We start from the raw sequence: 13,658 nt of genomic DNA, 5'->3' as shown, positions 1-13,658 counted from the left end.
CTGAAACCTCACACCAGACCCAGCAGGGTCAGCAGTAAATCAATCGCTTTGATACCGATAAACGGCACAACCAAACCGCCCAGACCATAGATCCACAAATTGCGGCGCAACATCGCGGATGCGGACAAAGGTTTGTAGCTCACGCCTTTTAGCGCCAGCGGGATCAGAAAGACGATAACCAGCGCGTTAAAGATAACCGCGCTGAGGATCGCCGAGTCTGGCGAATGCAGTCCCATCACGTTCAGCGCATTGAGCTGCGGATAGGTGGCGGCGAAGGCGGCCGGGATAATAGCGAAATACTTCGCGACGTCGTTGGCAATACTGAAAGTGGTCAGCGAACCGCGCGTCATCAGCATTTGTTTACCAATGTGCACTACTTCAATCAGTTTGGTGGGGTTGGAGTCGAGATCCACCATGTTACCTGCTTCTTTCGCTGCCTGAGTTCCCGAGTTCATGGCGACCGCAACGTCGGCCTGCGCCAGGGCAGGAGCGTCATTGGTTCCGTCGCCGGTCATCGCCACCAGACGACCTTCCGCTTGATACTGACGAATCAGCGCCAGCTTGGCTTCCGGCGTGGCTTCAGCTAAGAAGTCATCCACTCCGGCCTCAGCGGCGATCGCGGCAGCGGTCAGGCGGTTATCGCCGGTGATCATCACCGTTTTAATCCCCATTTTGCGCAGTTGAGCAAAACGTTCTTTGATCCCGCCTTTCACGATATCTTTCAGCGCAATCACACCCAGTACGTGGGAGCCTTCGGCAACCACCAGCGGCGTTGCGCCAAGGCGAGCGACGCTTTCGACCTTCTGCTCCACATCGGCGGGAAAGTGGCCGCCGTTGGCTTCAACGTGCCGACGAATGGCATCGACCGACCCTTTGCGGATCATTCGGTTGTCGATGTTGATGCCGCTCATCCGGCTTTGGGCGGTAAACGGCACAAAGGTAGCGTGCAACGATTGCACGTCGCGAATACGCAGATTAAAGCGCTGTTTTGCCAGGATCACGATGCTGCGGCCTTCCGGCGTTTCATCGGCCAGCGATGAAAGCTGTGCGGCGTCGGCCAACGTTTTTTCGTCCACGCCGTGGGCGGGCAGAAAATCCGAAGCCTGACGGTTACCCAGCGTAATGGTGCCGGTTTTATCCAGCAGCAGTACGTCTACGTCACCTGCCGCCTCTACTGCACGTCCGCTGGTAGCGATGACATTCGCGCCCAGCATGCGGCTCATCCCGGCGACGCCAATCGCTGAGAGCAGTCCGCCTATCGTTGTAGGGATCAAACACACAAGCAAGGCAACCAGCACCGTGATGCTGACCGCACTACCACCCCAGGCGGAAAACGGCCATAGCGTGGCGGTCGCCAGCAAAAAGATAATGGTCAGGGCAATCAGCAGGATCGTCAGGGCGATTTCATTGGGCGTTTTACGCCGCTGCGCGCCTTCAACCATGGCGATCATCCGGTCGAGGAACGTTTCACCGGGGTTTACGCTGCATTCGATAACCAGCCAGTCGGAGAGGATGCGGGTCCCGCCGGTGACGGAGGCGAAATCGCCACCGGATTCACGAATCACAGGCGCGGATTCACCGGTAATGGCACTTTCATCTACTGATGCGCCACCTTCAATGACCTCGCCGTCACACGGGATAATATCGCCAGCTTCCACCAGCACGATATCCCCTTTCCGTAAATCATCGGCAGGAACGTGATCCATTGCCGCGCCGTATTTGGGTTCGCGAAGTTTACGGGCAAAGGCAGTTTTTTTGACTCCCTTTAGGCTATTAGCCTGAGCTTTACTGCGACCTTCCGCCAGCGCCTCAGCGAAGTTGGCGAACAGAACGGTAATCCATAGCCACAGACTTATCGCGCCGGTAAACCACGGGCTACCCTGCATATGACCTGTTGCCATCGCCACCGTTAACAGGGTTGTTAACAAACTGCCCAGCCAGACGATAAACATCACCGGGTTACGCCACTGGGTATGTGGGCTTAATTTTTTCACGGCGTCCATCAGCGCCTGTGCGACCAGAGAGGGTTCGAACAGCGCCAGTTGCTTGCGACTCATAGTAATGTGCTCCGCATCACTCAGTGTAATGACAGGTATTCTGCGACCGGGCCAAGCGCCAGGGCAGGAACAAAGGTGAGAGCGCCAACCAGTAACACCGTACCGATTAACAACCCGACAAACAGCGCGCCGTGGGTAGGTAGCGTGCCTGGGCTTGCTGGCTGGATCTTTTTACTGACCAGCGACCCGGCAATAGCCATCACGGGGATGATCACGCCGAAGCGACCGAAGAACATGCACAGGGCCAGCAGGCAGTTCCAGAACGGGCTATTGGCGCTTAATCCGGCAAAGGCGCTACCGTTGTTGTTCGAGGCAGACGACACGGCATACAGGACTTCACTAAAGCCGTGAGGACCTGGGTTAAGCATGGCGCTGCGCCCGGTTTCGCTCATCATGGCGATCGCTGTCCCGAGCAGGACCAGCGTAGGGGTGACCAGAATCGCCAGCGCGGTCATTTTCATTTCGCGCACGTCGATTTTCTTACCCAGATACTCCGGCGTACGGCCAATCATTAACCCAGCGATAAATACCGCCAGCAGCACGAACAGCAGCATGCCGTACAGACCTGAACCCACACCGCCGAAGACCACTTCACCAATCTGCATCAGCCACATAGGTACCATGCCGCCCAGTGCGGTAAAGGAGTCATGCATCGCATCGACAGCCCCGCAGGATGCTGCTGTGGTGACGACGGAAAAGAGACTCGTGGCCAGCACACCAAAGCGGCTCTCCTTGCCCTCCATGTTGATATTGCTGTCGGCACCGAATGCCATCAGGTGCGGGTTGCCCTGAACTTCGGCCCACATCACGACGGCAACGCAGACCGCAAAAATCAGTGACATGGCCCACAGTAAGGTCCGCCCCTGACGACGATCGCCCACTACATCACCAAAGGCAAAACACAGCGCGGTGGGAATTAAGAAAATAGCCAGCATCTGTACCAGATTGGTCAGTGCGGTTGGGTTTTCAAACGGATGCGATGAGTTAGCGTTAAAGAATCCCCCTCCGTTAGTGCCGAGCATCTTAATCGCTTCCTGTGAGGCGACTGGCCCCATTGGCAGCAGCTGTTTCACCCCTTCAAGGGTGGTGATGGGCTGATAAGGCAATATGTTTTGCAACGTACCTTGCTGAATGAAGAACAGGGCAATGAGCAACGCAATAGGGACGAGGATCCACAGCGTAATGCGAACCAGATCGACCCAAGCGTTGCCCAGCGTGTTCATACTCTGGCGTGTGAAAGCGCGGGTCAGGGCAAAAATCACCGCAATTCCGGTCGCCGCAGACAGGAAATTCTGCACAGTCAATCCAGCCATCTGGCTGAAATAGCTTAAGGTGGTTTCGCCAGCATAGGATTGCCAGTTGGTATTAGTGACAAAACTCACCGCCGTATTGAGCGCCAGATCCCACGAAAGCCCTGGTAGTTGCTGGGGATTTAGCGGCAGCAGGTTTTGCGCCATCAGCATCGAAAACAGGACCAGCAGGCCCAGCGCATTGAGAGCAAGGATAGCCAGCAGATACTGCCGCCAGTTCATCTCCTGCTGCGAGATGCCCAGACCGCGCCAGAGTAAATGCTCCGCGCCAACCAGACCCGGCAGGGGCGTATTGTTGATCAGTCGAGCCAGCCCAAATCCCAACGGTCTGGCGATGACAAATAGCACCAGCAAGAAACTGGCAATGAGTAAAAATCCTTGGGCTGCCATCAGAACGCCTCCGCATTGATCAGGGCATAGACCAGGTAACCTAATAATAAAAAGACCAGCACAATGCCGGTTATCACGCCTGCACTCACAGTGCACCTCCAGTGGCATAAATGTGATAACCAGAGCGTAGGTTTTTGCTTGCAAAGATTTCGCAAAAATCAGCGGGTGGGGTGTAAAAAAAGTATAAAAATGGCAAAAACCATTATTTAACTAATGGTTAGTATTAATTTAACCTTTATGTAACTTAATTACGGTTTTATGCTAAACGGAGCATCAATAGATAAAAATAAGTGGTCGGATGAGTAGCAAAATTACACACAAGGCGGTATTATTTTCATCAGTTAACCAAATTTATTTTTCCGGTGCTATTCACCGAACAGATATATGGGAGAGGATTATGGACTTTTATAAAGAATATCCAGCACACATTGTTTTCTTGCGCCGTACCTTTGCCGTAGTGGCGGGCGTGCTGGCGCTACCGGTCATGCTGTTCTGGAAAGACCGCGCTCGTTTTTACAGCTACCTGCACCGCGTCTGGTCTAAAACCAGTGATAAACCGGTGTGGATGGAGCAGGCTGAAAAAGCTACCTGCGATTTCTACTAAGTTATCGTTCTTGCTCAAGAAAACCGCTCACAGTAATGTGGCGGTTTTTTTTATGCGCCGACGTCTACACTTGTCGGTGTAATAGATAACGAGTGGCAATGATTAATTTATATCCGGGAGTATTATGACCACCCATCTGGTCTGGTTTCGACGTGATTTACGTCTGCATGACAACCTCGCGCTGGCGGCGGCTTGTCGGGATCGTACTGCGCAGGTCATCGCGCTATATATCTCTACTCCTGAGCAGTGGAAGGCGCACGAAATGGCCCCACGTCAGGCGGCATTTGTGAGTGCGCAGTTGAATGCGTTGCAGACGGCGCTGGCGGAAAAAGGCATCCCGCTTCTGTTTGATGAAGTTGCAGATTTTGCGACCAGCGTGGAAACCGTCAAAAACGTCTGCGCACAGCATAGCGTCAGCCGATTGTTTTATAACTATCAATACGAAATAAACGAACGTCAGCGTGATGTCGCCGTTGAGAAGGTACTACCCCATGTGGTGTGTGAAGGGTTTGACGATAGTGTGATCTTGCCTCCGGGGGCGGTCATGACCGGCAATCACGAAATGTATAAAGTCTTTACACCGTTTAAAAATGCCTGGCTAAAGCGGATTAAAGAGGGTGTTCCAGAATGCGTTAGCGCGCCGAAGGTGAGAGAAAGCGGCGCTCTTGACGCTCCGTTAACATCAATAACGCTGAGCTATCCGCAGCAAGATTTTGATGCGCAGCGGTTTGTGGCAGAAGAAAAACTGGCTATCGCGCAATTACGCCAGTTTTGCCAGCAGGCCGCGAGAGAATATGAGCAACGGCGTGATTTCCCCGCGGTTGATGGTACCAGTCGATTATCCGCGAGCCTGGCGACAGGGGGATTGTCGCCGCGCCAGTGCCTGAATCGACTGCTCGCGGAGCAGCCGCAGGCGCTTGAAGGAGGGGAAGGCAGCGTCTGGCTGAACGAACTTATCTGGCGTGAATTTTATCGTCATCTGATGACTTACCATCCGGCGCTGTGTCGGCATCAACCGTTTATCCGTTGGACCGATCGCGTGCAATGGCAGAATAATCCGGCACATTTGCATGCCTGGCAAACAGGGAACACGGGATACCCGATTGTGGATGCGGCGATGCGTCAGCTCAACGCCACGGGCTGGATGCATAATCGATTACGCATGATTACGGCCAGTTTTTTAGTGAAAGATCTGCTGATCGACTGGCGTAAAGGCGAGCAATATTTTATGTCGCAACTGATCGATGGCGATCTGGCGGCCAATAACGGCGGCTGGCAGTGGGCGGCCTCAACCGGGACCGACGCCGCACCGTATTTCCGTATCTTTAACCCCACGACTCAGGGCGAAAAATTTGACCGCGACGGTGAGTTTATCCGCCAGTGGCTGCCGGAACTGCGCGATGTGCCGGGTAAAGCCATTCATGACCCGTGGACATGGGCTGAAAAAGCGCAGGTTACGCTTAACTATCCTCGTCCGATTGTCGATCATAAACAGGCAAGACTGGCGACGCTGGCGGCCTATGAGGCGGCGCGCAAGGGATAAGTATGTGACGGATTTCTGCGTAATGCCTTCCAGCAGAATGAACATGTTGCAGTCGGGAGCTATTAGCGCTGAAACGTGCTCTCAGTACCGTGAATACCCTGCTGCATAAGTTTTCCCTCAGCAGTAAATTTCCGTCATCTTCATTCAGATGACGGAAATTAATGACAACGCCAGCGCCAACGACATCCACACCGCACGATGCGGTGTTTAAAACGTTTTTACATCATCCCGAAACTGCGCGGGATTTTCTCGACATTCACCTGCCAGCTGAACTGCGGACACTTTGCGATTTGAATTCGCTGAAGCTGGAGTCAGAAGCTTTATTGAAGCGGATTTACGTTCGCGCTACTCCGACGTGCTCTGGTCTTTGCACACACGCGACGGCGACGGTTATATCTATGTGGTTTTAGAGCATCAAAGTTCAGCCGAGCCGCATATGGCTTTTCGTCTGTTGCGTTATGCGATGGCGGCGATGCAGCGCCATCTGGACGCAGGGCATAAGGAACTGCCGCTGGTGATACCGATGCTGTTTTATCATGGCTGCCGAAGCCCCTATCCGTACTCGTTGTGCTGGCTGGATGCCTTTGCCGACTCCGTGGCGGCAAGACAACTTTATTCCAGCGCATTTCCGTTGGTGGACATAACGGTAGTACCCGATGATGAGATCATGGCTCACAGGCGAATGGCGCTGCTGGAATTAATGCAAAAACATATCCGTCGGCGGGATTTGATGGGGCTGGTAGAGCAACTGACCACGCTGCTACTTACGGGATGCGCTAATGACACGCAATTACAAGCGATGTTTAATTACATTCTACAATCTGGCGATGAATCTCGCTTTAATGAGTTTATGCAAGAGATGGCACAACGGATCCCCCAACACAAGGAGAGGCTGATGACTATTGCAGAGCGGTTACGGTTAGATGGATTACAGGAAGGTCTACAACAAGGACTACAACAAGGCAAAGAAGAAGGAAAACAAGAAGCGGCATTACGTATAGCGCAAACCATGTTGGAACAGGGAATAGAACGCGAAATGGTAAAACTGGTGACCGGTGTTTCAGAAGCGGATTTGGCTGTAAACCATGCATAATCTCCAGAAAAACAGGCCCGAATCTTATTACATCATCGGGCCTGTAAACTCAGGACTCTACCGCCAGCGGACGATTTCTGAACTTCAACGACTGGTACAGCCAAATCAGCAGTACCAGCACCACACAGGCCAGCGCGCCCCAGGTTATTTCGCTAAAGACATCAATATATGCATTGATGGAATAGTTGATAGCGCCCGCTGAGTCAAACGAACCTTGTGAGGTTTGATCGGCGATAACGCCGGCCAGGTAGTTGGCGATGGCCCCGGAAAGCAGCATGTAAATACCCGTTAATACGCCGGTCACCCCTGGGATCTCGATACGTGTAATCTGAGACATAGCCACCGGATCGATAAACAGCTCGGCAAAGCCCATGACCGCCAGCCCCAATACCATCAGCGGCATGGAAGAGTGACCGTAAGTCGCGGACCAGCGGGCGCTCAAGGTCAGAATACAGAATCCGGCGCTCATTAAACCGAGGCCAAGGGCAAATTTACCCCAGATACGTACGGTACGATTACCGCTAACGCTTTCTTTGACCACCCAGGCCAGCACAATACCGCACAGCATAACGGCAAAGGCGTTAACCGACTGGAACATCGCGGTAGGGACGGAATATCCCAGAATATCGCGGTTAACGAAGCGGTCGATATACAGGCTAATCGAACTGCCGCCCTGTTGAGCAAAGGCCCAGAACAACAGACTGAAGAAGGTCAGCGTAACGATAAGCCCCAGCTCTTTGCGCTGTTTCTGGGTCTGCGCCTGGCGGTAAATCTTCGCCAGAACCGCCAGACCAATAACAGTAGCAACGATCAGTGCGTAAACGGACCACTCTTTCCAGAACAGAACGGTAATCAGCAGCGGTGCTGCAACCAGCAGAACTAACAACCAGGCCCAGTTTGGCAGCATATATTTTTTCGCACACAAGACGGCCTTGTTGACGCCGGTGGTATGGGCGAAATGGCGATTACCGCATACGAAAATCACCAGCCCCGCCAGCATGCCAATCGCCGCCAGCGCAAAGCCCATCGCCCAGCTGTACTCTTCCTGCACGTAGCCGCAGGCAATAGGCGCGATGATTGAACCAATATTACCGGCAGCGTAGAGCAGAGAGAACCCACCGTCACGGCGAGGGTCTTCAGGCTGATACAACTCGCCTAACAGGCAACTGATGTTGGATTTAAACAGACCGTAGCCACAGACAATAATCGCCAGCGACAAATAAAGGAACGCCGGGGCCATTTCGCTGGCGCCCAATACCAGATGCCCCACTGCCATTAAAAATGCGCCGATCATCACCGCCATTCGATTGCCGAGCACTTTATCGGCCAGGTATCCCCCAAGAATGGGCGTGACGTAGACCAGCGAGCAGTAGGCGCTGAACAGTTCATATGCGTGATTATCGTCGTACTTAAGCTGGTTAGTGAGATACAGGATCAGCAATGCACGCATGCCGTAAAAACTGAAGTATTCCCAAATTTGTAGCGCAACGACGTAATAAATCGCCCGTGGTTGAGATGCTTGTTTATTCATTCTTTTCTCGAAGTAAATGCCTCGCGACAGGCTGAACGTGCCGCGCGAGTGTGTTTCCTTAAAGTTTTAACTTTGATACAGATCTGATTATTTTTGCAATATGCTGTCTGATTGCATAAATATACATGAATTAGATCGCGTGGGGGTAAGCAAATTGCGTTCAAATCGGGTGTGATTGTTTCTTGATGTGTCAGTGAAATGTCTATCGACGAACGCAAGCGGGGACGCTATTTTAACCTAAGCTGTGTTGCTGATTGGGCAGGCAGAATTTATGACTACGAGGACGATGATGAAAAACACCGAACTGGAACAACTGATCAACGACAAACTGAACAGCGCCGCCATTAGCGACTATGCGCCGAATGGTTTGCAGGTTGAGGGCAAAGAGACGGTGCATAAGATCGTGACCGGCGTGACCGCAAGTCAGGCGTTACTGGACGAGGCGGTACGTCTGCAGGCGGATGCGGTCATCGTTCATCACGGTTATTTCTGGAAAGGCGAATCTCCGGTTATTCGCGGTATGAAGCGCCATCGTCTGAAAACGCTGTTGGAAAATGATATCAACCTGTATGGCTGGCACCTGCCGCTGGATGCTCACCCGGAACTGGGTAATAACGCGCAACTGGCAGCGCTGTTGGGGATCACCGTCATGGGTGAAATCGAGCCGCTGGTGCCATGGGGAGAACTCTCCATGCCGGTTCCGGGGCTGGAGCTGGCATCGTGGATTGAAGCGCGTTTAGGGCGTAAACCGTTATGGTGCGGTGATACCGGGCCGGAAAAAGTTCAGCGCGTCGCCTGGTGTACAGGGGGCGGTCAGAGTTTCATTGATAGCGCAGCCCGGTTTGGTGTCGATGCCTTTATCACCGGTGAAGTTTCAGAGCAAACCATTCACTCAGCCCGCGAGCAAAGGTTGCATTTTTATGCTGCTGGTCACCATGCGACCGAACGCGGCGGCATTCGCGCATTGAGCGAATGGCTGAATGAAAATACCGATCTGGACGTAACCTTTATCGATATTCCTAATCCAGCGTAATAAAGAGGGACGAAAGTGCAGCGAGCGCGTTGTTATCTGTTAGGTGAAAGTGCGGTGGTTCTTGAGCTGGAACCTCCCATTACGCTGGCGACTCAGAAACGCATCTGGCGTCTGGCCCAGCGTTTGGTTGATGCCCCGAATGTGCTGGAAGCTATTCCGGGAATGAACAATATCACGGTTACCCTGCGCGACCCGAAAACGCTGGCGCTGGATGCGATTGAACGCCTGCAGCGCTGGTGGGAAGAGAGTGAGGCGCTGGAGCCGGACTCGCGCTTTATTGAAATTCCCGTGACCTATGGCGGTGAGTTCGGCCCCGATCTGGCAGAGGTCGCCCGGCACAGTGGATTAAGCGACAAGCAGGTCGTCGAACTTCATGCGTCGGTTGATTATGTGGTGTGGTTTATCGGTTTTCAGCCGGGATTTCCCTATCTCGGGAGCTTACCTGAACCGCTCCATACTCCGAGGCGTGCGGAACCGCGTCTGCTTGTTCCGGCAGGTTCTGTGGGTATTGGCGGATCCCAAACGGGGGTCTATCCGCTTTCCACGCCAGGTGGATGGCAATTGATTGGCCGTACCTCCGTTGCGTTATTTGATCCAAAACGGCAGGAGCCGATTCTGTTACGGGCTGGCGATACCGTGCGTTTTGTCCCGCAGAAGGAGGGGATATGTTAAACATCATTCGCGCTGGCATGTACACCTCTGTACAGGACGGGGGACGCCATAGTTTTCGTCAATCCGGAATCAGTCACTGTGGCGCGCTGGATAAACCGGCGCTGAACGTTGCTAACCTGCTGGTGGGTAATGATGCGAATGCAGCTGCGCTGGAAATCACACTGGGGCAGTTGGTGGTGGAATTTGAAACCGATGGCTGGTTTGCCCTGACCGGTGCGGGATGTGAAGCGCACCTGGATCGTACTCCCGTATGGAGCGGATGGCGGCTACCGGTGAAAGCCGGGCAACGTCTGACGCTAAAACGTCCACATCACGGCATGCGCAGCTATCTGGCGGTAGCTGGCGGTTTTGATGTGCCCGAAGTAATGGGCTCGCGCAGTACCGATCTCAAAGTCGGAATTGGAGGGCTGGAAGGGCGTCTGCTGCGCGATGGCGATCGGCTGGCAATTGGCGCATCGACCCGGCAATTCAGCGGGCCGCAGGGCGTAAAACAGCTGATGTGGGGCAACCATATTCGTGCGCTCCCTGGGCCTGAATACCAGGAGTTTGACGAAGTATCGCAGGCTTCTTTCTGGCGCTCCCCGTGGCAACTGAGTCCGCAAAGCAACCGTATGGGGTATCGCTTGCAGGGGCAGTCGCTGACGCGCACGACCGATCGCGAGCTATTGTCGCATGGTTTGCTCCCTGGCGTAGTGCAGGTTCCGCATAATGGTCAGCCCATCGTGCTGATGAACGATGCTCAGACGACGGGCGGCTATCCGCGTATCGCCTGTATCATCGAAGCAGATATGTATCATCTGGCGCAGATCCCGCTCGGCCAGCCGATCCATTTTGTGCAGTGTTCGCTGGAGGAAGCGCTTAAGGCGCGCCACGATCGGCAGCGTTATCTGGAACAGTTAACATGGCGACTTAACAATGAAAATTGATCTCAACGCAGACCTCGGTGAGGGATGCCCTAACGATGCAGCGCTGCTGCAACTGGTGTCATCAGCCAACATCGCCTGTGGGTTTCACGCCGGTGATGCGCAGACGATGCTTTTAAGCGTGCGCGAAGCGCTAAAAAATGGCGTAGCGATAGGCGCGCATCCGAGTTTTCCGGATCGGGAAAATTTTGGCCGTAGCGCCATGACCCTGCCTGTGGAAACGGTGTATGCGCAGACGCTGTATCAAATTGGTGCGCTGGCTGCCATCACGCGTGCGCAGGGCGGCGTAATGCGTCATGTTAAACCGCACGGTATGCTTTATAACCAGGCGGCGAAAGATCCTCAGTTGGCGGATGCTATTGCTCAAGCGGTGTATGCCTGCGATCCGTCGCTGGTTCTGGTAGGGCTGGCGGGAAGCGAACTGATTCGTGCGGGTGAACGCTATGGTCTGGTAACACGTCAGGAGGTTTTTGCCGATCGGGGTTATCAGGCGGATGGCAGTCTGGTGCCGCGCAGCCAGCCGGGCGCATTGATTGAGGATGAAGAGCAGGCGCTGGCGCAAACGCTAGAAATGGTGCAATCCGGCAGAGTAAAAAGCCAGAGTGGAACGTGGGCGAGCGTGACAGCCCAGACGGTATGCATTCACGGGGATGGTGAGCACGCACTCGCTTTTGCCCGTCGCTTGCGAGCCGCATTCAATGCATGCAACATTCAAATTAGCGCATAAATTTATTCATACAAAACAATAATATATTACACAACAACATATACAGGACTGAATTATGGGAGAGGTAATTTCTCTCTGGCCATTGACGGGGATCGCCGTCATCGTGGTCGGATTTCTTTTACGTTTTAACCCGGTATTGGTGGTCATTATTGCCGGGATCGTCACGGGGCTGGCGGCGCATATGCCGGTAGCCACTATCCTTGAGAAGCTGGGTGAAGGTTTTCTTAACACCCGCAACCTGCCATTTATCCTGCTGATCCCGCTGGCGGTTATTGGCCTGCTGGAACGCCACGGACTCAAAGAGCGTGCTCAGGCGTGGATTGCAAAAATCCGCAGCGCCACCAGTGGCCGTCTGCTTATTGTCTATCTGTTCATTCGCGAAGCGACCGCTGCGTTAGGGCTGACCAGTCTGGGGGGGCATCCGCAGATGGTGCGTCCGCTGCTGGCGCCGATGGCGGAAGGAGCCGCAGAGAAAAATCACGGCGAGATACCTGGGGCGGTACGCTATCGTCTGCGCGCCATGTCAGCTGCGACCGATAACGTCGGACTGTTCTTCGGTGAAGATATCTTTGTTGCCTTCGGCGCCATCATTTTTATGCACAACTTTATGCTGGAGTCTGGTGGGATCCAGACCGAACCGCTGCATATTGCCTTGTGGGGGATCCCTACGGCAATTTGTGCATTCCTGATCCACGGTACGCGTCTGTGGCGTCTGGATAGCTATTTGCAACGTGAGGTGGCGAAAGCGAATGCCGCAGCGAAAGGGGAAGCGAAATGAATTTTCAACAAAGCTATCTCTACTGGCTGGCGGGAGCGGTATTACTGATTGTGGCGCTGATGTCCTGGCAGGACAAAGCGAACCCGCGTCGCTTCACCACCGGCCTGTTTTGGGGCATATACGGCGTACTGTTTCTGCTTGGCGACTGGACATATTCGCTGTTTGGCGACAAACGCACGGTGCATATTGCCGTTGGCGTTGCGGTGGTCGTGCTGGCCCTGATCGCCGGTTTTGGCGGCGTGAAGCTGGGAAGCTACCATCAACGAACGCAGCAACAGCGCGAAGAAAGCGCCAGTCGTCTGGGTAACCGCCTGTTTTTCCCGGCGCTGGCAATTCCGGTGGTAACGGTTATTGGCGTGCTGATGTTCAACCATATTCCGGGCTTACAGGATGCGCTGTTTGGGCCGGGTAATCACGCCACGCTGGTGACGCTCTTTTCTATGACCGCAGGCTCGTTGATTGGTCTGGCGATGGCGATAAAAATGACCCATGAGCGGGTTCATCAACCGATTCAGGAGGCGCGCCGTCTGCTGGACTCCATCGGCTGGGCGTTCATCCTGCCGCAGATTTTGGCCACGCTCGGGCTGTTGTTTACGGCAGCGGGCGTAGGCAGCGGTATTTCCTGGCTGACGCAAGAATACCTGGCGGTGGATAGCCGCTTTATCGCAGTGGCGGTGTACACCCTCGGCATGGCATTGCTGACGATGGTCATGGGCAATGCGTTTGCCGCTTTCCCGATCGTGACCGCTGGAATTGGTATTCCGATCCTCGTGCTGCAGCACGGCGGCAATCCGGCAGTAATGGCGGCAATTGGTATGTTCTCTGGCTATTGCGGGACGTTAATGACGCCGATGGCGGCAAACTTTAACATTGTTCCTGCAGCGCTGCTGGAGCTGCCGGATAAAAACGCGGTGATTAAAGCGCAGGTGCCAACCGGCATACTGCTGTTGCTGGTCAACGTGTTCCTGATGTATTTCCTGATGTTCTTGTAAGGTGA

General features: G+C 54.0%; 12 protein-coding genes and 1 pseudogene. 9 read left to right on the top strand and 4 right to left on the bottom strand.

The window, feature by feature from the left end:
* Positions 1–8: 8 nt before the first annotated feature.
* The 3 genes from kdpB to kdpF are packed head-to-tail and all read right to left on the bottom strand — an operon-like array spanning position 9 to position 3,846.
* Positions 9–2,057, bottom strand: a complete 2,049-nt coding sequence (gene kdpB, locus OGV93_RS06075) for a potassium-transporting ATPase subunit KdpB (RefSeq protein ID WP_016152268.1) — start codon at positions 2,055–2,057, stop codon at positions 9–11.
* A 20-nt stretch (positions 2,058–2,077) separates the two neighbouring features.
* Complete coding sequence (kdpA, locus tag OGV93_RS06070) at positions 2,078–3,757, bottom strand: potassium-transporting ATPase subunit KdpA (protein ID WP_115190822.1); 1,680 nt, start codon at positions 3,755–3,757, stop codon at positions 2,078–2,080.
* Positions 3,757–3,846: a K(+)-transporting ATPase subunit F gene (gene kdpF / locus OGV93_RS06065; protein WP_001670793.1), complete on the bottom strand. Its 90-nt coding sequence runs from the start codon at positions 3,844–3,846 to the stop codon at positions 3,757–3,759. Before kdpF ends, kdpA begins: the two co-directional genes overlap by 1 nt.
* Before the next feature lie 308 nt (positions 3,847–4,154).
* Here kdpF and OGV93_RS06060 point away from each other — a divergent pair, with 308 nt between their 5' ends.
* The 3 genes and pseudogenes from OGV93_RS06060 (at position 4,155) to OGV93_RS06050 (ending at position 6,997) form a co-directional block, all read left to right on the top strand.
* Positions 4,155–4,361, top strand: a complete 207-nt coding sequence (locus OGV93_RS06060; protein ID WP_003022870.1) for a YbfA family protein — start codon at positions 4,155–4,157, stop codon at positions 4,359–4,361.
* Positions 4,362–4,485: 124 nt separating this feature from the next.
* Positions 4,486–5,904, top strand: coding sequence for a deoxyribodipyrimidine photo-lyase (gene phrB / locus OGV93_RS06055; protein WP_287109442.1), 1,419 nt, complete (start codon positions 4,486–4,488; stop codon positions 5,902–5,904).
* A gap of 161 nt (positions 5,905–6,065) precedes the next feature.
* Positions 6,066–6,997: pseudogene (locus OGV93_RS06050) on the top strand (Rpn family recombination-promoting nuclease/putative transposase).
* 49 nt (positions 6,998–7,046) lie between these two features.
* Here the strand turns inward: OGV93_RS06050 and dtpD are convergent.
* A complete protein-coding gene (gene dtpD, locus OGV93_RS06045; protein ID WP_047497726.1) occupies positions 7,047–8,528 on the bottom strand; it encodes a dipeptide permease DtpD in 1,482 nt (493 codons plus the stop codon).
* Between the two features lie 289 nt (positions 8,529–8,817).
* Between dtpD and ybgI the strand changes: the two genes are divergently transcribed.
* From ybgI to OGV93_RS06015, 6 genes are read left to right on the top strand one after another with little or no spacing between them, the layout of a single operon-like run.
* A complete protein-coding gene (ybgI, locus tag OGV93_RS06040; RefSeq protein ID WP_029139454.1) occupies positions 8,818–9,561 on the top strand; it encodes a radiation resistance protein YbgI in 744 nt (247 codons plus the stop codon).
* A gap of 15 nt (positions 9,562–9,576) precedes the next feature.
* A complete protein-coding gene (gene pxpB / locus OGV93_RS06035) occupies positions 9,577–10,233 on the top strand; it encodes a 5-oxoprolinase subunit PxpB (protein ID WP_046274709.1) in 657 nt (218 codons plus the stop codon).
* On the top strand, positions 10,227–11,159 hold the full coding sequence (pxpC, locus tag OGV93_RS06030; RefSeq protein ID WP_047359481.1) for a 5-oxoprolinase subunit PxpC: 933 nt from the start codon (positions 10,227–10,229) through the stop codon (positions 11,157–11,159). Before pxpB ends, pxpC begins: the two co-directional genes overlap by 7 nt.
* On the top strand, positions 11,149–11,883 hold the full coding sequence (pxpA, locus tag OGV93_RS06025; protein WP_053388605.1) for a 5-oxoprolinase subunit PxpA: 735 nt from the start codon (positions 11,149–11,151) through the stop codon (positions 11,881–11,883). Before pxpC ends, pxpA begins: the two co-directional genes overlap by 11 nt.
* A 55-nt stretch (positions 11,884–11,938) precedes the next feature.
* Positions 11,939–12,661, top strand: a complete 723-nt coding sequence (locus OGV93_RS06020) for a DUF969 domain-containing protein (protein ID WP_019076288.1) — start codon at positions 11,939–11,941, stop codon at positions 12,659–12,661.
* Entirely contained in the window at positions 12,658–13,653 is a 996-nt protein-coding gene (locus tag OGV93_RS06015; protein WP_016152277.1) for a DUF979 domain-containing protein, read from the top strand. Before OGV93_RS06020 ends, OGV93_RS06015 begins: the two co-directional genes overlap by 4 nt.
* Positions 13,654–13,658: the final 5 nt, after the last annotated feature.

The sequence above is a fragment of the Citrobacter sp. Cb031 genome, from assembly GCF_030336725.1.
GTDB classification, from domain to species: Bacteria; Pseudomonadota; Gammaproteobacteria; order Enterobacterales; family Enterobacteriaceae; genus Citrobacter; species Citrobacter braakii.
Note: the sequence above shows the minus strand (reverse complement) of the source record. Positions and strands in the feature narration are given on the sequence as shown.